General features: G+C 64.7%; 21 protein-coding genes. All 21 read left to right on the top strand.

The features are described 5' to 3' along the window. Window positions 1-68: 68 nt before the first annotated feature. Window positions 69-449: a flagellar basal body rod protein FlgB gene (gene flgB / locus EJ072_RS23555; protein WP_126081528.1), complete on the top strand. Its 381-nt coding sequence runs from the start codon at window positions 69-71 to the stop codon at window positions 447-449. Window positions 450-451: 2 nt separating this feature from the next. Next, entirely contained in the window at window positions 452-868 is a 417-nt protein-coding gene (flgC, locus tag EJ072_RS23550) for a flagellar basal body rod protein FlgC (protein WP_042640471.1), read from the top strand. Beyond that, complete coding sequence (locus EJ072_RS23545; RefSeq protein ID WP_126081527.1) at window positions 868-1197, top strand: flagellar hook-basal body complex protein FliE; 330 nt, start codon at window positions 868-870, stop codon at window positions 1195-1197. Before flgC ends, EJ072_RS23545 begins: the two co-directional genes overlap by 1 nt. A 10-nt stretch (window positions 1198-1207) precedes the next feature. Further along, on the top strand, window positions 1208-1996 hold the full coding sequence (gene flgG, locus EJ072_RS23540; RefSeq protein ID WP_126081526.1) for a flagellar basal-body rod protein FlgG: 789 nt from the start codon (window positions 1208-1210) through the stop codon (window positions 1994-1996). A gap of 6 nt (window positions 1997-2002) precedes the next feature. Next, on the top strand, window positions 2003-2524 hold the full coding sequence (gene flgA, locus EJ072_RS23535) for a flagellar basal body P-ring formation chaperone FlgA (RefSeq protein ID WP_189343086.1): 522 nt from the start codon (window positions 2003-2005) through the stop codon (window positions 2522-2524). 149 nt (window positions 2525-2673) lie between these two features. Continuing rightward, window positions 2674-3762 carry a flagellar basal body P-ring protein FlgI gene (locus EJ072_RS23530; protein WP_245467379.1) on the top strand — a complete coding sequence of 363 codons (1089 nt, stop codon included), beginning with the start codon at window positions 2674-2676 and terminating at the stop codon, window positions 3760-3762. 59 nt (window positions 3763-3821) lie between these two features. After that, complete coding sequence (locus tag EJ072_RS23525; protein ID WP_245466960.1) at window positions 3822-4391, top strand: MotE family protein; 570 nt, start codon at window positions 3822-3824, stop codon at window positions 4389-4391. Beyond that, window positions 4388-5086, top strand: coding sequence for a flagellar basal body L-ring protein FlgH (flgH, locus tag EJ072_RS23520; protein WP_126081522.1), 699 nt, complete (start codon window positions 4388-4390; stop codon window positions 5084-5086). The genes EJ072_RS23525 and flgH overlap by 4 nt, the downstream gene beginning before the upstream one ends. Window positions 5087-5104: 18 nt before the next feature. Continuing rightward, entirely contained in the window at window positions 5105-5599 is a 495-nt protein-coding gene (locus EJ072_RS23515) for a flagellar basal body-associated FliL family protein (RefSeq protein ID WP_126081521.1), read from the top strand. Continuing rightward, window positions 5596-6327: a flagellar type III secretion system pore protein FliP gene (gene fliP / locus EJ072_RS23510; protein WP_095766375.1), complete on the top strand. Its 732-nt coding sequence runs from the start codon at window positions 5596-5598 to the stop codon at window positions 6325-6327. Before EJ072_RS23515 ends, fliP begins: the two co-directional genes overlap by 4 nt. Before the next feature lie 212 nt (window positions 6328-6539). Then, on the top strand, window positions 6540-7538 hold the full coding sequence (locus tag EJ072_RS23505) for a flagellin (RefSeq protein ID WP_126081520.1): 999 nt from the start codon (window positions 6540-6542) through the stop codon (window positions 7536-7538). A gap of 254 nt (window positions 7539-7792) precedes the next feature. Next, on the top strand, window positions 7793-8863 hold the full coding sequence (locus tag EJ072_RS23500) for a flagellin (RefSeq protein ID WP_126081519.1): 1071 nt from the start codon (window positions 7793-7795) through the stop codon (window positions 8861-8863). A 179-nt stretch (window positions 8864-9042) separates the two neighbouring features. Further along, entirely contained in the window at window positions 9043-10695 is a 1653-nt protein-coding gene (gene fliF / locus EJ072_RS23495) for a flagellar basal-body MS-ring/collar protein FliF (protein WP_126059616.1), read from the top strand. A 3-nt stretch (window positions 10696-10698) separates the two neighbouring features. Continuing rightward, window positions 10699-11334 carry a hypothetical protein gene (locus tag EJ072_RS23490; RefSeq protein WP_126081518.1) on the top strand — a complete coding sequence of 212 codons (636 nt, stop codon included), beginning with the start codon at window positions 10699-10701 and terminating at the stop codon, window positions 11332-11334. Next, window positions 11331-12749 (top strand): MotB family protein, encoded by a 1419-nt coding sequence (locus EJ072_RS23485; RefSeq protein WP_126081517.1) that lies wholly within the window; start codon window positions 11331-11333, stop codon window positions 12747-12749. The genes EJ072_RS23490 and EJ072_RS23485 overlap by 4 nt, the downstream gene beginning before the upstream one ends. Further along, window positions 12746-14185, top strand: coding sequence for a chemotaxis protein MotC (locus tag EJ072_RS23480; RefSeq protein WP_126081516.1), 1440 nt, complete (start codon window positions 12746-12748; stop codon window positions 14183-14185). The genes EJ072_RS23485 and EJ072_RS23480 overlap by 4 nt, the downstream gene beginning before the upstream one ends. After that, complete coding sequence (locus EJ072_RS23475) at window positions 14182-15540, top strand: flagellar hook-length control protein FliK (RefSeq protein WP_126081515.1); 1359 nt, start codon at window positions 14182-14184, stop codon at window positions 15538-15540. Before EJ072_RS23480 ends, EJ072_RS23475 begins: the two co-directional genes overlap by 4 nt. Then, window positions 15470-16060, top strand: coding sequence for a transglycosylase SLT domain-containing protein (locus EJ072_RS23470; RefSeq protein WP_126081514.1), 591 nt, complete (start codon window positions 15470-15472; stop codon window positions 16058-16060). The genes EJ072_RS23475 and EJ072_RS23470 overlap by 71 nt, the downstream gene beginning before the upstream one ends. A 222-nt stretch (window positions 16061-16282) precedes the next feature. Beyond that, complete coding sequence (locus EJ072_RS23465; protein ID WP_126081513.1) at window positions 16283-16951, top strand: response regulator transcription factor; 669 nt, start codon at window positions 16283-16285, stop codon at window positions 16949-16951. Between the two features lie 214 nt (window positions 16952-17165). After that, on the top strand, window positions 17166-18422 hold the full coding sequence (locus EJ072_RS23460; protein WP_126059611.1) for a flagellar hook protein FlgE: 1257 nt from the start codon (window positions 17166-17168) through the stop codon (window positions 18420-18422). Between the two features lie 29 nt (window positions 18423-18451). Continuing rightward, complete coding sequence (flgK, locus tag EJ072_RS23455) at window positions 18452-19906, top strand: flagellar hook-associated protein FlgK (RefSeq protein ID WP_126081512.1); 1455 nt, start codon at window positions 18452-18454, stop codon at window positions 19904-19906. The last annotated feature ends 3 nt before the right edge of the window (window positions 19907-19909 follow it).

Raw genomic sequence — 19909 nt, 5'->3', positions numbered from 1 at the left:
CCCCGCCCGCGCAAGGTCCGCGCAAGACTGGCCGCCTAGTCTTGTGCGTACTTGTCCGGGAGATTCCCATGGAACCCGTAAATCTTTTCGACCTTGCCACGCGGCAGTCGCAATGGCTGACCGTGCGCCAGTCGGCGATTGCCTCCAACATCGCCAATGCCAACACGCCGGGCTATACGGCCAATGATGTCGAGCCGTTCGAAAAGGTCCTCGACCGCACCGCGGTGACGCTGGCTGCCACGCAGACGGGCCATCTCGGCGCCGAAACCACCAATGCCGGCTTCAACGTCAAGCCGGAGGATCCAGACGGCGCGATCATGCCGTCGAAGAACACCGTCGTTCTCGAGCAGGAGCTGATGAAAGCCGGCGAGGTTCGCCGCTCCTTCGAGCTCAACACGGCGATCGTCAAGGCCTTCCATTCGATGATGACGATGGTGGTGAAGAGCTGACCATGGACGCCCTCACCGCAGCCCTCAAAGTCGCGGCCTCCGGCCTTGGTGCCCAGTCTGAGCGCCTGCGCGTGGTCTCGGAAAACCTCGCCAACGCCCAGTCGACCGGCAGCACGCCCGGCGCCGATCCCTATCGCCGCAAGACGATCACCTTTCAATCCGAGGTCGACCGCGCAACCGGCGGCTCGCTGGTGGAAGTGAGCGGCATCAATCGCGATCCTTCGGATTTCCCGATCGAATTCCAGCCCGGCAACGAAGCCGCCGACGCCAAAGGGTACGTCAAGATGCCCAACGTCAACACATTGGTCGAAATGGCCGACATGAGCGAGGCGAACCGCTCTTATGAAGCCAACCTGCAAGTCATCAAGCAGGCTCGCGATCTGATTTCCATGACCATCGACCTGATGAGGAACCAGTAATGATTGGCGGTATTGGGGCACTACAGTTCAAACCGGCAATCGACGGCACCGACTCGGCCGCGCCGGGCCTGCTTCAAGGCGGTGTCGGGACGCAGGCCAGCGAAAGCATCGGCAGCAGCTTCGCCGACGTCCTCAGCCAGGCCGCGACGAAGACCGTCAACACGCTGCAGGGTGCCGAGCAGATGTCGATACAGGCGCTCAAGGGCGACGCCGACACCCGTCAGGTTGTCGATGCGGTGTTGAGCGCCCAGCAGGCGCTGCAGACGACCATCGCCATCCGCGACAAGGTCGTCTCGGCTTACCTCGAGATCAGTCGCATGAGTATCTAGGAACCGCGTCATGAAAGCACTCGCCATCGCCGCCACCGGCATGAACGCCCAGCAGACCAACCTGGAAGTCATCGCCAACAACATCGCCAACATCAACACCACCGGCTACAAGCGGGCGCGGGCCGAATTCTCCGACCTGCTCTACCAGGTCGACCGCACGCAAGGCGTGCCCAACCGTTCCAACACCTCGCTGGTGCCGGAAGGCGTTTCGATCGGTCTTGGCGTCAAGACGACCGCCGTGCGCAACGTCCACACGCAGGGCGAACTGGCCAGCACCGGCAACAGCTTCGACCTGGCGTTGACCGGCAGGGGCTGGTTCCAGATCGAGGGCGCCGACGGCGGCACGCTCTACAGCCGCGCCGGCGCCTTCAACACCAACGCCACCGGCCAGCTCGTGACGGTGGACGGCGCCAACGTCATCCCGGCCATCACCGTGCCGACCGACGCCATCGAGGTTATCGTCAACAAGACCGGCCAGGTCTTTGCCCGCCTGGACGGTCAGACTGACCTCCAGCTTCTCGGACAGCTCCAGATCGCCAATTTCGCCAACGAGGCGGGCCTGGCCCCGCTCGGCGACAACCTCTTCCAGGAAACGGCTGCCTCGGGCCCGGCCAATGTCGGCGTCCCTGGAGACCCCGGCTTCGCCACGATCCAGCAGGGTTATCTGGAATCATCCAACGTCGACCCGGTCAAGGAAATCACCGAGCTGATCTCGGCGCAGCGCGCCTATGAAATGAACTCCAAGGTCATCCAGGCCGCCGACGACATGGCCTCGGTTGTCTCCAAGAACATCAGGTAACGGATGATGGCCGGGCCGATCTCCTCCGCACTCCGCCGCGCCGTGCTGGCCACCGTCCTGGTGGCCGCCGGCACGCCGGCTATCGCGCAGGACACCACCGGCCAGTCGGCGAACCAGATCGTCGCTGGCCAGGCGGTCGGCGAGGCCGTGCTGATCCCCAACCGGGTCATCTATCCCGGTGAGACAATCGAATCCGCCTCGCTCAAGCAGGTGACGCTCATACCCGGCAAGCATAAGCCGGACGGCATGGCGACGCGCTCCGAGGAGCTTCAGGGCAAGGTCGCCAAGCGCACGCTACTGCCCGGCCGCTACATCCCGGTCACCGCTATCCGCGACGCCTGGCTGGTCGAACAGGGCGCTTCCGTGCAGGTCTATTTCACCGCCGGCGCGCTCACCATTTCGGCGGCCTGCGTCACGCTGCAGCCAGGCGCTGCCGGCGACCAGATCAAGATCCGCAACATCGACAGCGGCAAGATCATCTCCGGCACGGTGATGGCCGACGGCACCATCAAGGTCGGCGCTTCGTGATGCGCGCCCTTGTCCTTCTGCTCGCGGCGGCCATCGGCATTCAGCCGGCTTTGGCGGATGGGCTGACGCCCAAGGCCAAACGCGAGCTCGCGCAGAAGAACGGCGGCGTCTACGACGATCCGGAATATGATCCGGCGACGACCCAGCGCATGTTCCGCGTTTCCACCGGACCAAGCACGCTGCCGCCCGGCCAGGTGGCCGCGCGCATCAAGGACATTGCTCAGTTGCAGAGCGCGCGCGACAACCAGCTCGTCGGCTACGGCCTGGTCATCGGCCTTGCCGGCACCGGCGACAGCCTGCGCAACTCGCCCTTCACCGAGCAGTCGATCCGCGCCATGCTGGAGAATCTCGGCATCGCCACCGAAGGCGGCAGCGCGCGCGCCAAGAACGTGGCCGCCGTCATCGTCACCGCCAACATGCCGCCCTTCGTCCAGTCCGGCGCCCGCATCGACATCGACGTCTCGTCGATGGGCGACGCCACCTCGCTCGCCGGTGGCACGCTGGTGATGACGCCGCTGAAGGCGGCCGATGGCGAGATCTATGCCGTCGGGCAAGGCTCGGTGATTGTCGGCGGCTTCACCGCCAAGGGTCAGGCCGAGGAACTCACGCAAGGCGTGCCGACCGCCGGCCGCGTGCCCAACGGCGCGATCGTAGAGCGCGCCGTTCCGGCCGAGTTCGACGACCAGGGCGTGTTGACATTGCAATTGCGCAATCCCGATTTCTCGACCGCCATCCGCATCGCCGACGCCGTCAACGACTACACCTCGCAGCGCTTCGGCATGCGGGTCGCCGCCGAGCGCGATGCCCGCACCGTGCAGATCAGGCGGCCGAAGAATGTCTCCGCCGCGCGCTTCTATGCCGAGATCGAAAACCTCGTCGTCGAGTCGGATTCCCCTGCCCGCGTCGTCATCGACGAGCGCACCGGAACCATCGTCATCGGCAACAATGTCAGGATCTCGCGCGTGGCGATCAGCCACGGCACGCTTACCGTACGCATCACCGAAGCGCCTCGGATCGTTCAGCCTGAACCCTTCTCCAGAGGTGAGACCGCGGTGGAACCGTCCACGGCCATCGATGCGAGCCGGCCCAACGCCCGCGTCGCCGTGCTCGATGGCCCCGATCTCGAAACGCTTGTCTCCGGCCTCAATCGCCTCGGCGTGAAGCCGGACGGCATCATCGCCATCCTGCAAGGCATCAAATCTGCCGGCGCCCTGCAGGCCGACCTGGTCCTCCAATAGGCACGCCGATGATCGCGCTCCTCTCCTCGACACTGCATCGCCGCCCAAGACTTCACCCCGTGACCGGACTCCTCGCCATTAGCGCGATCGTCGCGTTGGCGGGCGGCGCGGTCCGTGCGGATGAAGTGCGCCAGGTATTGCCCGGCGGTCAGGCGCCGGCTCAGCCGGCCCAACTCACGCGCGAGACGGCATCGGCCCAGCCGGTTGGACTTGCGGTCGGGAAAGCGCCTGACGAAAGCGAGGTCCAGCGCTTCTGCTCAAACATCGCGGATGCCGCGCGCGACCGCCGCTACGCCCTGCAGGCGGAAGAGCTGAAGCAGCTGCAGGCCGGCATCGACGAGCGCATGAAAGCGCTGGAGGCGAAGAAAGCCGAATATGAAGAGTGGCTGAAGCGCCGCGAAGTGTTCCTGGCGCGCGCCGAGGACGGCGTCGTCAAGATCTATGCCGGCATGAAGCCGGACGCCGCCGCCGAGCGGCTGGCGATGGTCAATGCCGAGCTCGCGGCGGCCATCCTGATGAAGCTCGATTCGCGCAAGGCCGGCGTCATCCTGAATGAAATGGACCAGAAGGCGGCGGCGACGCTCACCGGCATCATGGCCAGCGCGGCGCGAAGGGTTGATCCGTCATGAAGTTGAAGTTCTTTGTCCTCGTCGCGGTTGCGGGGTTGTCCGGCTGCGGCACCAATTTCAAGGAGATCGGCCGGGAGCCTGCTATGTCACCCGTCGGTTCCGGCATCGGTGCCTCCGGCCCTTACACCTATCCCGAGCCGCCTGCCTCGCGGCCGAAGAAATTTTCACTGTGGGACGACCGCCAGAGCCGGCTCTTCACCGATCCGCGCGCCTTGCGCGCCGGCGACATCCTGACCGTCAACATCAAGCTCAACGACAGGGCTAATTTCAAGAACCAGAACGATCGCAGCCGCACCGCCGCGCGCAAGCTCGGCTATGACGTCACGCTCGGATGGGACGGCAAGAGCACCAGCGGCAAGGGCGACGCTGGCTTGAGCTCCAGCACGGAGACCAATGCCGACGGCGAGATCAAGCGCTCGGAAGACATCGAGCTCAACGTCGCCGCCGTCGTGACGGAGGTGCTGCCCAACGGCAATCTGATGATCAGGGGCTCACAGGAGGTCCGCGTCAACTACGAACTGCGGGTCCTCACCATCGCCGGCATGGTTCGTCCATCCGACATCGGCGCGGAGAACACCATCCCCTACGAGCGCATCGCGGAAGCGCGCATCTCCTATGGCGGCCGCGGCCGTGCAAGCGAGGTCCAGCAGCCGGCCTATGGCCAGCAGGTCCTCGACCAGGTTCTTCCTTTCTAGGGCCGGGAGAACGCTGCGATGGCCAATGTTGAGCAGGTCCAGCCCAAGAAGGGACCTTCCCTGGTGATCCAGCTCGCCATCCTGCTGGTCATGACGGGCGCGGCCATCGGCATGGGCTGGGTTTCCGGCGGCTATCTCAAGCAGGGCGAGACGCCGGCGCCAGTGCCCGCGGCGCCGGAGAATACCGGCAAGGCGGAGAAGACCGGCGAAGCCGGCAAGGCCGCTGCCGGGCCGACGCTGGCTCAGTTGGCGCCGATCACCACCAATCTCGCCTCGCCGTCGGACGTCTGGATCCGGCTGGAGGCATCGGTTCTCTATGACGCACCGCAGCCGCCGGAAGTGACCGAGCAGATCCACCAGGATCTGCTCGCCTTCGTGCGCACGATCAAGCTGCATCAGATCGAAGGCGCCAGCGGCTACCAGCATCTCAAGGCCGATCTCGATGAGCGCGCGGCGCTGCGCAGCGGCGGCCACGTCAAACAGGTTCTCGTCAGGACGATGCTGCTCGAATGAGAAAGTTCCTCATAGCCACGGCGCTCATCGTCGTCACCACCTCCGTCGCCGCGGCCCAGCAGCTCGATCTCGGCGGCATCGGCAAGGCCGACGGCACGACCGTCGGCTACCTGATCCAGATGTTCGGCCTGCTGACCGTGCTTTCGGTGGCGCCGGGCCTGCTCATCATGGTGACGAGCTTCACCCGCTTCGTCATCGCCTTCTCGATCCTGCGCGCCGGCATCGGCCTACAGTCGACGCCGGCAAACCTGATTCTGATCTCGCTGTCGCTGTTTATGACCTTCTATGTCATGGCGCCGACCTTCGACCAGGCCTGGAACACCGGCGTGAAGCCGCTGATGGACAACCAGATCACGCAAGGCGAGGCGTTCGAGAAGATTTCCGGTCCGTTCCGCGACTTCATGCTGCACAATGTGCGCGACAAGGACTTCGACCTTTTCGCCGACCTCGCCCGCGAGCGTGGCCAGACTGTCTCGCGCGAGACCGTCGATCTGCGCATCCTGGTGCCGGCCTTCATGATCTCGGAAATCCGCCGCGGCTTCGAGATCGGCTTTCTCATTGTTCTGCCCTTCCTCGTCATCGACCTCATCGTCGCCACCGTGACCATGGCCATGGGCATGATGATGCTGCCGCCGACGGTGGTGTCGCTGCCGTTCAAGATCCTGTTCTTCGTGCTGATCGACGGCTGGAACCTTCTCGTCGGCAGCCTGGTGCGATCCTTCACTTGAAGCCGCAGAGGCCGGCGCCGGATACGCGCTCGATTTTTGCGCAATATATTTTCGATTAACCCTGCGATTTAGCGCTTTGGTAGGGACTGGCCCGCATATTGCTCGCAGATGGCGGGTGATCGGGTTTTACAGATCATTGGCATGATGCCGCACCGTCATACCGGACATGCCGGTATGTCAAAAAATCCGTGTAAAAATAGGGTACGAGTACCATGGCCAGTATCATGACCAACGCCTCGGCGTTGACCGCTCTGCAGAGCTTGAACGCCACCCAGAAGAACCTCGACACCACCCAGGCCCGCATCTCGACGGGCTATCGCGTTTCTCAGGCTTCCGACAACGCCGCCTACTGGTCGATCGCCACCACGATGCGCTCCGACAACCAGGCCATGTCCACCGTTTCGGACGCTCTCGGCCTCGGCGCCTCGAAGGTCGACACGGCCTACACCGGCATGAGCAGTGCGATCGACACGATCAACAAGATCCAGCAGAAGCTGACTGCTTCGTTCGGCCAGACAGACGCTTCGAAAGAGAAGACCCAGACCGAAATCAAAGCGCTTCAGGACCAGTTGAAGGCCTATGCCGATGGCGCCACCTTCTCCGGCACCAACATGCTGTCCGTGAACAGCGGCACCGCCACCGCCGCTGCCGACGTCAAGATCGTCTCGGCTTTCAACCGCAGCGCCACCGGTTCGGTTTCGATCTCGACCATCGACGTCAACGTGGAAAGCATCAAGCTTTATGAAGCCGGCACCACGGCGGGAACGCAGAAGGGTATCCTCGACGCCAACTACGTCGGCGCGACCGGCGCCATCGTCGGCACGGCACAGAACCCGACCTTGGGTGCGGCTGCGGCGGCCGGCGACACCTACTCGGTAGCCGGCCTGAAGATCTTCGACTCGGCAACGGGCAAGGGCGCCAGCGACAGCCAGATTCAGGAGATGATGAACGTCGTCGATATCGCGCTCAAGGCCATGACGACCGCCGCTACCAAGCTCGGCGCCGCCAAGAGCTCGATCGACCTGCAGAAGACCTTCACCTCGAGCCTGATGGACTCCATCGATCGCGGCGTCGGCCAGCTCGTAGATGCCGACATGAACAAGGAATCGACCCGCCTCCAGGCGCTGCAGGTTCAGCAGCAGCTCGGCGTCCAGGCGCTGTCGATCGCCAACGGCTCGTCGCAGTCGATCCTGTCGCTCTTCCGCGGCTGATCGTTCTATACTGACCACGTCAAAGCATCGGGCCGCGCCAAAAGCGTGGCCCGATTTGCGTTTGCTCAAGGCCCGCGCAACCTTCGCTTCTTAACGTCTCCAAAGCCTACTTTTAACAGGCCATTAACCATATCGCGCTAGGTATGGTTAACCAATTGATACAGGTTGTCGACTCGGCCAGACCGGCACGATCGCAACCGATGGGCAGGTCGAGGCCTGCGTGGCATGCCGGCTTTTGAGAAGGAGCGAGTTTCTTGGCGAGCATCATGACGAACGCCGCGGCGTTGACTGCACTTCAAAGCCTCAACGCCACCAACAAGTCGCTCGAGCAGACGCAGGCGCGGATCTCGACGGGCTACCGGGTCTCCGAGGCCTCCGACAACGCCGCCTACTGGTCGATCGCCACCACGATGCGCTCCGACAATTCGGCGCTGTCGACCGTGCAGGACGCGCTCGGCCTCGGCGCCTCGAAGGTCGACACCGCCTATACCGGCATGAACAACGTGCTGGATACCATCGGCAAGATCAAGACGAAGCTTCTGTCGGCTGTCGGCCAGTCGGATGCCAACAAGGCCAAGACGCAGACCGAAATCACCGCGCTGCAGGCGCAAATGAAATCCTTCGCCGACGCCGCCACTTTCTCCGGCTCAAATTATCTTTCGGTGACGTCCACGCAGGTGGCGGCTCCCAATGACGGCGTCCAGCCGGATGCCAAGATCGTCTCTTCCTTCAACCGCTCGTCGTCCGGCGCGATCTCGCTCGGCACCATCGACATCGACGTCGAGAGCACCAAGCTGTTCGATTCCGGCCTCTCCACCGCCGTCAAGAACCAGGGCATCCTCGATCGCAAGACCTCGATCTATTCCACGGCCGCGGACCAGTCGGCGTATGACGCCGCCTATGCCACCGCGATCGCCGGCGGCGCTACCGACATCGCCGCCAACACCACCGCCCAAGCCGCGGTGACGGGCACGCCCGTCAAGATCGACAACGTCTCCGCCTTCAATCTCGACATCACGGCAACGGGCGTGACCGACGACATCATCACGCAGATGGTCACCAAGATCGACAACGTCATGAGTCAGCTTACTGACGCCGCCACCGTGCTCGGCGCCGCCAAGAGCTCGATCGACCTGCAGAAAACCTTCACGCAGAGCCTGATGGATTCCATCGATCGCGGCGTCGGCCAGCTCGTCGATGCCGACATGAACAAGGAATCGACCCGCCTCCAGGCGCTCCAGGTCCAGCAGCAGCTCGGCATCCAGTCGCTGTCGATCGCCAACAGCTCCTCGCAGTCGATCCTGCAGCTGTTCAAGAACGGCTAAGTCGCCTGCTCACCTTCGACCGACGAAAAGGCCGTGTCTGAAACGCGGCCTTTTTCGTTTCTCGAAGGAAGTTGCGCGTTCGGCATCTTGCTGGCTCTTTGCCGGCGCGCCCTATCATCCTCGCACAAGCTTCGCGGTCTAGTCTTGCGGCGGACAGTCGTGCTGGGAGCCGTTGAATCGTGCCGGAACAGATCCAGAGCATCATCGCGAATTTCAAGAGCTTCGGCGTGCGGCGTCTGGCGCTCATGGGCGGCATCGCGGCCCTGGTCATGGCCGTCATCGGCATCGCTTCCGTCTATCTCAATCGCCCGGCCTATGAGACGCTCTATGTCGGCCTCGAGCGTTCCGACGTGAACCAGATCGGCCTTGTGCTGGCCGATGCCGGCATCGGCTTTGATGTCGGCTCCGACGGCACTTCCGTGCTGGTGCCTGCCGGCACCACCGCGCAGGCGCGCATGCTGCTCGCCGAGAAAGGCCTGCCGACCAGCGCCAATGCCGGCTACGAGCTGTTCGACAATGTCGGCTCGCTCGGCCTCACCTCCTTCATGCAGCAGATCACCCGTGTGCGCGCGCTGGAAGGCGAGATCGCGCGCACGATCCAGTCGATCTCCGGCGTCAAGGCGGCGCGCGTCCATATCGTCATGTCCGAGCGCGCCAATTTCCGCCGCGACGAGCAACAGCCCTCCGCCTCGGTGGTCATCCGCTATACCGGCAACGATGCCGAGAAAAGCGCCATGTCGATCCGTCATCTGGTTGCGGCGGCGGTTCCCGGCCTCTCGGCCGACAAGGTCACCGTGCTCGATTCCAACGGCAATCTGCTGGCCGCCGGCGACGATCCTTCCAACACGAGCGCCGCGCGCACGCTGGGCGTCGAGCAGACGGTCGAGGCGCAGATCGGCGACAACATCCGCCGCGCGCTCACCCCCTATCTCGGCCCCGACAATTTCCGCGCCAGCGTCAAGGCTGACGTCAACACCGACAGCCGCCAGACCGAGGAGACGATCTTCGATCCGAACTCGCGCGTCGAGCGTTCGGTGCAATCGGTCAAGACCAACGAGGCCAGCAACCAGAAGCAGGCCTCGACCCCAACCAGCGTCGAGCAGAACCTGCCCGAGACGCAAACGACCAGCACCGAGGGGCCTCAGTCCTCCTCGCAGAACGACCGCAAGGAAGAGATCACCAACTACGAGATCAACTCCAAGAAGATCGCGACCGTTTCGAACGGCTACACGGTCAACAAGATGTCGATCGCGGTCGTCGTCAACCAGGATCGGCTGAAGACCATCCTCGGCAAGGATGCCACGCCGGAGCAGATCGCCAAGCGCGTCGCCGATATCCAGAAGATGGTGGCCTCGGCGACCGGCTTCGACGACAAGCGCGGCGACGTCATCGACGTGTCGGCGGTCGAGTTCATCAACGGCCTCGACGGTGAGCCGATCGAACAGCCGGGCATCCTCGCCTCGATCGGTACCTATACCGGCACGCTCATCAATGCCGGCGCCTTCATTGTCGTTGTTTTCCTGGTTGCCTTCTTCGGCCTGAAGCCGATGGCCACCGCGCTGACGGCGTCGGCAAAGCCCGCGGCCATTGCCGGCCCAAGCTTCGATGATGTGCAACGCTCGCTGCCGACGCCCGACGCGCCGGTCGCCGCGATCACCGCCGAGACACCGCCGCTACCCGGCGCGCGCGCCGGCGCAACCCCGCTCGATGATCTGCGCCAGAAGATCCGGCCGGCGCCGCAGGAGCGGCTTGCCCGCATGGTCGACCTCAATGAGGAGCGCACCGCCCAGATTCTGCGCAAATGGGCTGCCGCGCCGGAAGCCGTGGGTTAGGCCATGGTCTCGGCGGCCCTCTTCGATCTCCTGCCCGATTTCGGCTCGCGGACCCCGCACGCCAGCCAGGCGGCGACCCCGCGCGAAGCCGCGCATATGCCGGCCGCGCCGGCGCCGCACGCGCCACAGGCCGACATCGGCGCGCTGATCGCCGAGGCGGTGGCCGATGCGGAGGCCACGCTCGAGGCACGGCTTGCGCTCGCCCATCAGGCCGCGCTCGACGCCGAGCGCCAGGCCAGCGACGATGCCGCGAGAGCCTTTCTTGAAAGCTTCGGCGGCGACCTCGGCGCCGCTGTCGCCACGCGCATCGACGCCATGGAGCAGCGCGTTGCCGAGCTTGCCGGCGCGACTGTTGCCCGCATCATCGGCGGCCTTCTCAGCGACGACCTGCAGGAACGTTCGCTGCAGGCTCTTTCACGCGCCATCGCCGCCGCGGTCGCCGACAACGAGGCCGTCCGCATCGGTATTCGGGGACCCCTCTCGCTGTTCGAGCCCCTGAAGGCGGCGCTTGGGTCCCGCGCGGCCAATCTCGACTTCACCGAGGCGCCGGGCTTCGACCTGACCGTCAGCATCGACGAAACGGTGTTCGAGACGCGTATCGCCGAGTGGTCCGCGTCCTTGTCCGAGGTTCTGTCATGAGCGCCATCGACCATGCCGAGCCCCGGCACGAGATCATCATCGTCAAGCGCAATCACGACGGTCATGACGATGATCACCATGGTGGCGTGTGGAAGATCGCCTTCGCCGACTTCATGACGGCGATGATGTGCTTCTTCCTCGTCATGTGGCTGATCAACGCCGCCAACGAGCAGACCAAGGCAGCCGTCGCCAGCTATTTCAATCCGGTCGAGCTGATCGACCGCAATTCCAGCCGCAAGGGCCTCGAGGATCTCGGCGACGGCCCGAGCAAGGTCGGTTTGACCGCGGACAATCCGCAGCAGGGCGCGACCAAGGCGGGCGAGGACGGCAAAGGCGGCGCCGGCTCGTCCGAACGCCGGCAGACCAAGGACGGCGCGCAGGATGCCCAGCTGTCCGATGAAAAGCTGTTTGCCGATCCCTATGCGGTGCTGGCGGAGATCGCCGCTGATACGGGGGTGCTACAGAATGTCAGCGCCAAGGGCGAAGGCGGCGCCCAGACGGCCGGCCCGGCGACCGGCGCTTCCGGCGGCGAATCCTATCGCGACCCCTTCGCGCCTGATTTCTGGTCGCAGCAGGTGGCGGCGCCTGGCGCCGAGGCCACCGCCGAACGCGCCAAGATCGATGGCGATCCCGCCAAGCCTGGCGAGAAGGTCGCAACGGTCGCGGTGCCGAAGGCAAAGGCCGCTCCGGCGGCTCCCCCGATGACGGCCGCGCCGCTGGAGCCGCTGGCAACTTCGGAAAAGACCGAGGCCAAGAGCGGTCAGAAGGCCGCGCAGGGCGAGGCCGAAAAGCCGTCGGGTGAAGGTAACAAGACTGACAAGGCACAGGGCGGGAAACTCGAAGCCGACAAGCGCGAGGCCGCGGCCGGCGACACCAAAGCCGAAGCGGCGAAGGCGGAAAAGGCCGAACAAGAGCAAGGCGCCGACAAGGGCGACAAGGCGCCGAGCAAAGCCGCCCTCCAGCAGGCCGCGGACATCAAGAAGGAACTCGCCAAGGCATTCCTGCCGGGCGAAAAGCTCGCCGACGGCGTCTCGGTCGAGGCCACCGACAAGGGGGTGGTCATTTCGATCACCGATCAGCTCGATTTCGGCATGTTTGAGATCGGCTCGGCCATGCCGCGCCGCGAGCTGGTGCTGGCGATGGAAAAGATCGGCCACATCATCAACGAGAAGAAGGGCACCATCACCATCAGCGGCCACACGGACGCGCGGCCGTTCCGCAGCGACACCTACGACAACTGGCGGCTGTCCACCGCGCGTGCCCATGCGGCCTACTACATGCTGGTGCGCGGCGGCGTAGACGAAAGCCGCATCACCGAGGTCTCGGGCTTCGCCGACCGGCAGCCCAAGATCGCGTCCGATCCGATGGCGGCCACGAACCGGCGAATCGAAATCCTGATGACGGCCGGCGGATGAAGGCCAGAAGCATCATCGGCGGCGCGATCGCGCTGCTATTGCTTGCGGCGGGGTCGCCATCGGCGGCCTTCGCGCAGGACGTGCTACAGCCTTATCAGCTGGTGCGTTCGCTGCAGCTGATCCAGGACCGCATTGCCGGCGGTGATCATGCCGCGCTGCCGATGCAGGCGAAGCTCCTCGAAATGATCGACGCCCGGATGCGCGATGCCAATGCCGAGGACTTCAAGGAGCCGAAGAATTTCCGCGCCTTGCTGGTCTACGGCATGAGCGGCGGCAATCCGGTGACGGTCGCGGCGGCGGCTTCGCGCGCGATGACCGACCCGCAAAGCCTCGCCATCGCCAAAGGCGTCGTCGCCTATCTGAATGGGCGGCCGGCCAATGCGATCGAAATGCTGAAGCCGATCGATCCGATGAGCGTGCCTCCGGACATCGGCGCCTTTCTGGCGCTGGTCAAGGGTTCGCTGCTTGCGGCCGATGACCCTGCCCAGGCGCTCGCCCTGCTGGACGAGGCGCGCCTGCTCAGCCCCGGCACGCTGGTCGAGGAAGCGGCGCTTCGCCGCTCCGTGGGCATCGCGGCCGCGCAAGGCGACGCCGCCCGTTTCGCGCTGGCGTCGACGCAATATGTCGCGTCCTATCTCTACTCGCCCTACGCCAGCCAGTTCGCCGATGCCTTCGTTTCCGGCGTCATCACGCTGCATATGGCGATCAGCCAGGACAAGATCGCCGACATCACCTCGATGATGGATCCCGAGCGCGAGAAGGTGATCTACCTGCGCATCGCGCGCCACGCCGCCATCGACGGGATGACGGAGCTCTCGGCTTTTGCCGCGGCCAAGGCGGAACTGGGCCGCAACGGCGGCGGCAGCCAGGACGACCCGCGCAGCCAACTCTATTCGAGCCTTTCCACCATGACATCGGCCAGCGTCGATGAAGTGCGTGCCAAGCTCGGCAAGATCGACCGCGGCAAGCTTTCGCAAAACGACCGGGACCTGCTTGATGCCGCGCAGGCCGTGGCGGGCGAAGTGGTGGCGCCGGTAAAGACCCCCGCCAAGGTGGAAGCCGCGCCGGCCGCAGCAAAGGGAGACGAGGCGAAGGCGGCGGCCGAGGCCTCGACCAATCCGGCCAATGCGGACCTGCCGCCGGTGGAAGGAGCGATGCCCGACCAGCCAGCGGTCGCGTCAAGCGATCCGCCGGTCGCGTCGGGCGATCCGGCGAAGGACACTCGGCCCGCGGCTTCGCCGCCGTCTGCCGAGCCACTGGCGCGAACAGCGGATGAAACGCCGGCCGCCGCTCCCATGCAAGCTGACGCCGCGCCAGTGGTCCAGGCCTCCGCACCGACGGCCTCGAAGGCGGAAGACCCCATCGACGCCGCGGTGGCCAGCACGCGCCGGCAGCTCGACCAGATCGACCAACTCCTCGGAGCAGCCCCCAAATGACCAGCGTCAACCAGACCCTGCCGGGCTTCGCTTCGGCCCAGCCCCGGCAGCACGCCGCCGGCGACAAGGACAAGGATCAGAGTTTCGGCGAGATGGTGCGCGAGACGGAAAAGCCCGATCGGCCGCAGGACAAGCACGCGACCGTATTGCCGGGCGCTCATCTGGCAAAGCGCTCGGCGGCCGACAACGGCAAGCAGGAGCCTGACCAGGATCCGCAAGGGAAAACCGGCTCGCAGAAAGCCGCGGGAAAGTCCACGAGGGCCGCGGCCGCCCGGGCCGATGAGGCGAAGCCGACGACCGACAAGGATGCCACGGCCCAAGCCAACGATTCCGTGCCGCTGCAGGACCGCTTGCCGTTGCTGATGGCGTTGAGCGACATGAAGCACTTCGCGCAATCGTCGGGCGCGGGCGGGAACGGTTCGGCTGCCGATGGAGAGGGCGCCGGCGAGCACGAGGCACTGAAGCTGCAACTGCGCATTGGCAAGCGCGCGCCGGTCGGCAGTTCCGCCGAGCCGCAGTCGCGATCCGCCCGTTCGACGGCCGCTGAAGCATCCGGGCCCGACTTCGGGCAGAAGCCGGTGACGGCGGATATGGCTCTCGACATGCCCGGCCGCAGCGAAACCGGAATCTTGCCGACGCAAGGGAGTGAGCCGCAGGCCGACAGCCCTGTGCCGCCGCAGGGCTGGCGACCGGCTTCCGCCTCCAAGGCATCACAACAATCGCAGCCGGCCGCGCCGCAGACACCGATCAAGCCGCCTTCTTCCGCCACACGCATGGAAGTCGTCAGCCAGCAGAGCTTCCCGGCGCCGGCGCAAAACCCGATCGGCCAGACGGCGTCGGCGCTGGTTGAGGTGCTTGCCTCGGACAACGGCGTTCAGCAGGCTTTCGCAAGCGCCTCGGCAGGCTCCCAGACGACCAATTCTGTTGCCGTTCCGACACACGTGCTCAAGATCGAGCTCCACCCTGCGGAGCTCGGGGTGGTCACCGCCAGCCTGCGGCTATCGGGCGAGCAACTTTCGATTGAGATGAAGCCGGAGACGCACGAGGCATATCGCCGTCTCACCACCGACAGCGATGCCATCGTCAAGTCGATGCGCAGCCTCGGCTTCGACGTCGACAAGGTCACCATCCTGCAACCTTCGATAGCAGCGCATGCGGCGAGCCGCACGGACGCCAACAGCGCCATGCCGATGTCGACAGGTCGCGACCAGCCTTCGTTCCAGCCCGGGAACTCGGGTGGCAACGGCGCGGGCGGCGGCCGGCAACCGGGAAGGAACGACAGCAATGGCGCACAGGAATTTGCTCGCCCGGCTTCGCCTCTTCGCGAGGGCGCTGGCGACGATATGTATATCTAGCCTGGCGGCCGGTGGCGCGAGCGCCGCCACAAATCCCTGCGAGCCGGAGATCCTGCGCGCCGCGGATCGCTATGGCGTGCCGGCCGGCATTCTCTATGCGGTCGGCCTGACAGAGACCGGAAAGAAAGGCAGCCTTCAACCTAATGCCTTGAATATAGAGGGAAAAGCTGTGTTCCCGCGCAGCCGTGATGAAGCTCTCGTCACCTTCGAGAATGCCCGCCGCGAAGGCAAGACATTGATCGACCTCGGCTGCATGCAGATCAACCAGCACTATCACGGCGACCATTTCCGCAGCGTCGAGGACATGCTCGACCCGCATCAGAACGTCGACTATGCCGCACGCTTCCTGGCCGCCCTGCACGCACGGCACATGACCTGGTCGCTGGCCGTCGCCCGCTACCATGCCGGCCCCGACAACGACCCGGCTCAGAAGGTCTATGTCTGCCGCGTCATCGCCAACATGGTCGCCACCGGCTTCGGCAAATGGACGCCGAATGCCAGCACATTTTGCAATCAATAGTTGCATATCCCTGAATGCCGGTCGGCCGTCGCCAGCATGTCCGCCAGCGCCAATATTCATCCCGCAACAGCCGGCGCGAATACACTTGCACAATCGCTTTTATTACGGCTCCCAAAAAAACTCCCAAGAAAATAGCTACAAGAAATGATGGTTTTTCAGGATTCGCCGACCCGGCTACCCCTTTCCCCACGGGGCAAATGAATTGATTCGGAGGGCGGGCCGATGATCGTGATCGTTGACGAGCGGGAGCTCGTGACAGAGGGCTACTCTTCACTTTTCGATCGCGAGGGCGTGGCCACGGCCGGTTTCGCGCCAGGCGAATTCGGCGAATGGGTGAACTCCGCCGCCGACACCGATCTCAGATCCGTCAGGGCCTTTCTCATCGGCGACTGCCGCGAGGGCGCAATATCGGCGCGCCAGATCCGCGACCGGACCGGCGCACCGGTGATCGCGCTCAGCGAACATCACTCGCTCGAACATACGCTGCGCCTGTTCGAGAGCGGCGTCGACGATGTCGTCCGCAAGCCTGTCCATATCCGCGAGATTCTCGCCCGCATCACCGCCATTCGCCGCCGCGGCTCCGAAGAGGCCGCCTACACCGAAGTCGGCTCGATGCGCATCTTCATGGACGGCCGCGATCCGGAGATCGACGGCGAGCCGCTGCCGCTGCCGCGGCGCGAGCGGCGCATCCTGGAATATCTGGCCAGCAACCGCGGCCGGCGCGTGACCAAGACGCAGGTCTTCAACGCCATCTACGGCATCTTCGACGAAGAGGTCGAGGAGAATGTGGTGGAGAGCCACATCTCGAAGCTACGCAAGAAGCTGCGTGAGAAGCTCGGCCACGACCCGATCGATTCCAAGCGGTTCCTCGGCTACCGGCTGGTGTTTTGATGGCCGTCCTAGAGCATGATCCCGAACCGAAGGTCAGCGAAAGCAAAAAGTGGGAAGCGGTTTTCGGACCAAGATCATGCTCCAACAAAGAGTTTGGGCGTGATGGCGATTCAACGAAACGCCATCACGTCCAAGGCACATCCCGCGCCAGCCTCGCGCAAGACACGAGGCATAGTTTTGTGGCCTCCTACCCAGGCACTGCGGAGATCCATCGATGAGCCTCTACGGAATGATGCGGACCGGCGTTTCCGGTATGAACGCGCAGGCCAACCGCTTGTCCACGGTGGCCGACAACATCGCCAACTCCGACACCACCGGCTACAAGCGCTCTTCGGCCGAATTCTCGTCCCTGATCATGCCCGGCACCGGCGGCGCCTATAATTCCGGCGGCGTGACGACGACGATCCGCTCCGCCGTCAGCACCCAGGGCGTCATGACCTACACCACTTCGGTGTCGGATCTTGCCGTCAACGGCGACGGCTTCTTCGTCGTGCAGGACGCCGGCGGCACGCCCTACCTCACCCGCGCCGGCTCCTTCGTTCCGGATGCGCAAGGCCGGCTGGTCAATGCCGCGGGCTACCAGCTCATGGCCTACGATTACGCCAATGGCGATCCGGCGGCGACCGCCAACGGTTTCGAGGGCCTGGTGCCGGTGCAGATCTCCGACCAGGAAATGACGGCGACGCCGAGCACGAGCGGAATATTCAGCGGCAATCTGCCGGCAGGCGCCACTCCGGTCGCGGCCGGCAGTCTGCCCTCCACCAACAGCGCGACCGCCCAGTACACGTCGAAAACCTCGCTGGTCGCCTACGACAATCTCGGCAACAAGAAGCTGCTCGACGTCTATTTCACCAACACCGGCGCCGGCACCTGGCAGGTCGCGGTCTTCGACCAGTCGAAGGCGACCCCGGGCACCTCGTTCCCCTATACGGGGGGCATGCTGGGATCGGCCAACCTCACCTTCGACACCACCACCGGCAAGCTCACCGGCGCGACCACGGGCGTCTCCTTCACCGTTCCGGGCGGCCAGACCCTCAACCTCGATCTCTCCAAGCTGACCCAGCTCGGCACCGGCTTCACCGTCGCCGACGCCAAGGTCAACGGCAACGCGCCGAGCTCTATCCAGAAGGTGCAGATCGGCCAGGACGGCGTCATCTACGCGCAGTTCGCGGACGGCTCGACCAAGGCGCTTTACAAGATCCCGCTTGCCGATGTTCAGAGTCCCGACAACCTCACCGCCATGCCCGGCAACGTCTATGTGCAGAGCACCGATTCCGGCGCGGTCCATATCGGCTTTGCCAATGAGGGCAAGCTCGGCTCCATCGTCTCCGGAGCGCTTGAAAATTCCAACGTCGATATCGCCGAGGAATTGACCAACATGATCGCGGCGCAGCGCAGCTACACCGCCAATTCCAAGGTCTTCCAGACCGGTTCGGACCTGATGGACGTCCTCGTCAACCTGAAGAGATAACCGACGGGCGCCGCCCGTGAAAGATCAGCATGTCGCTTTCCTCCGCACTAAGCATTGCCCAGTCGGCGCTTCTGGCCACCTCCAAGCAGACCAGCGTCGTATCGCGCAATGTGGCCGATGCCTCGAACCCGGACTATACCCGCCGCATCGCCGTGGTGACCAGCACGGCGCCCGGCGCCAGAATGGTGGAAATCCAGCGTACCGCCAATGATCTGCTGTTTCGGCAGAACCTCCAGGCGCTGTCGGCATGGAGCGGCCAAAGCGCGCTTTACGACGGCATGGATCAGCTCGATCTGTCGGTCAACGGGGTCGACAACGCGTCATCGCCCTCGACGGCGATCGCCAACCTGCAGAAAGCCCTGCAGCTCTACGCCACAACGCCGTCGAACCAGAACCTTGGCACCAGCGTCGTCGACGCCGCCAAGCAGGTGGTGAATTCGCTGAACAGCGGCACCAAGGCGATCCAGGATTTTCGCACCCAGGCGGACAGCCAGATCGCCACCGCCGTTAACGATCTCAACTCGCTGCTCAGCCAGTTCCAGGACGCCAACAGGGCCGTCATCTCGGGCACACGCTCGGGCACGGACGTATCCGACGCGCTCGACCAGCGCGACGCGCTTTTGAAGAAGATATCGGAATATGTCCCGGTCTCGACCTTCACGCGCGGCGACAACGACATGGTCATCACCACCAAGGACGGCACGACGCTGTTCGAGACCGTGCCGCGCTCGGTGACCTTCACGCCGTCGTCCGGCTATTCGGCCGGCACGCCCGGCAACACGATCTATATCGACAACGTGCCGGTTTCCGCGGGCACCGGCGACAACACCACCGCCGATGGCAAGCTTGCGGGCCTGTTGAAGCTGCGCGACGGCGTCGCCTCGACCATGCAGAGCCAGCTCGACGAAATCGCGCGCGGCCTGATCACGGCATTTGCCGAGACCGCGCCGTCGCAGCCCAACGCGACCGGCCTGTTCACATGGCCCGGCGCGCCGGCAATTCCGCCCGCCGGCACCCTGGTCGACGGCCTCGCCGGGTCGATCAGCGTCAACGCCGCCTTTGATCCGAGCGCCGGCGGCAATCCCGCGCTGCTGCGCGACGGCGGCGCCAACGGCGTGGCCTATGTCGCCAACACCGGCGGCGGCGCATCCTATGCGGACCTGCTGATCGGTTACGGCAACAAGCTGGATCAGCCGATGGCCTTCGATACGTCCACCGGCATTGCCGTCAGCTCCGGCGTCTCCGACTATGCGGCCAACGCCATCGGCTGGTTCGAAGGCGTGCGCCAGCAGGCTTCGACCAATGCCGACAACAAGCAGGCGCTGGCCGCACGCACGGCCGAGGCGCTGTCCAACGACACCGGGGTCAATATCGATCAGGAGATGTCCCTGCTTCTCGACCTCGAGCACACCTATCAGGCATCGGCGCATATGATGAAGACGGTAGGCGACATGCTGGATTCCCTGTTGGCGGCGGTGGGATAATTC

The organism is Mesorhizobium sp. M2A.F.Ca.ET.046.03.2.1, from assembly GCF_003952425.1.
GTDB lineage: Bacteria > Pseudomonadota > Alphaproteobacteria > Rhizobiales > Rhizobiaceae > Mesorhizobium.
The sequence above is the reverse complement of the archived record's forward strand: the minus strand, read 5'-3'. Positions and strand labels throughout refer to the sequence as shown.

Coding starts and splice junctions, on each gene's coding strand:
- EJ072_RS23485 (WP_126081517.1), top strand. CDS start 11,331: ATGAGCGCCATCGACCATGCCGAGCCCCGGCACGAGATCATCATCGTC.
- EJ072_RS23460 (WP_126059611.1), top strand. CDS start 17,166: ATGAGCCTCTACGGAATGATGCGGACCGGCGTTTCCGGTATGAACGCG.
- EJ072_RS23475 (WP_126081515.1), top strand. CDS start 14,182: ATGACCAGCGTCAACCAGACCCTGCCGGGCTTCGCTTCGGCCCAGCCC.
- flgA (WP_189343086.1), top strand. CDS start 2,003: ATGGCCGGGCCGATCTCCTCCGCACTCCGCCGCGCCGTGCTGGCCACC.
- flgC (WP_042640471.1), top strand. CDS start 452: ATGGACGCCCTCACCGCAGCCCTCAAAGTCGCGGCCTCCGGCCTTGGT.
- EJ072_RS23470 (WP_126081514.1), top strand. CDS start 15,470: ATGGCGCACAGGAATTTGCTCGCCCGGCTTCGCCTCTTCGCGAGGGCG.
- fliP (WP_095766375.1), top strand. CDS start 5,596: ATGAGAAAGTTCCTCATAGCCACGGCGCTCATCGTCGTCACCACCTCC.
- EJ072_RS23505 (WP_126081520.1), top strand. CDS start 6,540: ATGGCCAGTATCATGACCAACGCCTCGGCGTTGACCGCTCTGCAGAGC.
- EJ072_RS23465 (WP_126081513.1), top strand. CDS start 16,283: ATGATCGTGATCGTTGACGAGCGGGAGCTCGTGACAGAGGGCTACTCT.
- EJ072_RS23490 (WP_126081518.1), top strand. CDS start 10,699: ATGGTCTCGGCGGCCCTCTTCGATCTCCTGCCCGATTTCGGCTCGCGG.
- EJ072_RS23545 (WP_126081527.1), top strand. CDS start 868: ATGATTGGCGGTATTGGGGCACTACAGTTCAAACCGGCAATCGACGGC.
- EJ072_RS23515 (WP_126081521.1), top strand. CDS start 5,105: ATGGCCAATGTTGAGCAGGTCCAGCCCAAGAAGGGACCTTCCCTGGTG.
- flgK (WP_126081512.1), top strand. CDS start 18,452: ATGTCGCTTTCCTCCGCACTAAGCATTGCCCAGTCGGCGCTTCTGGCC.
- flgG (WP_126081526.1), top strand. CDS start 1,208: ATGAAAGCACTCGCCATCGCCGCCACCGGCATGAACGCCCAGCAGACC.
- EJ072_RS23530 (WP_245467379.1), top strand. CDS start 2,674: ATGTTCCGCGTTTCCACCGGACCAAGCACGCTGCCGCCCGGCCAGGTG.
- EJ072_RS23480 (WP_126081516.1), top strand. CDS start 12,746: ATGAAGGCCAGAAGCATCATCGGCGGCGCGATCGCGCTGCTATTGCTT.
- flgB (WP_126081528.1), top strand. CDS start 69: ATGGAACCCGTAAATCTTTTCGACCTTGCCACGCGGCAGTCGCAATGG.
- flgH (WP_126081522.1), top strand. CDS start 4,388: ATGAAGTTGAAGTTCTTTGTCCTCGTCGCGGTTGCGGGGTTGTCCGGC.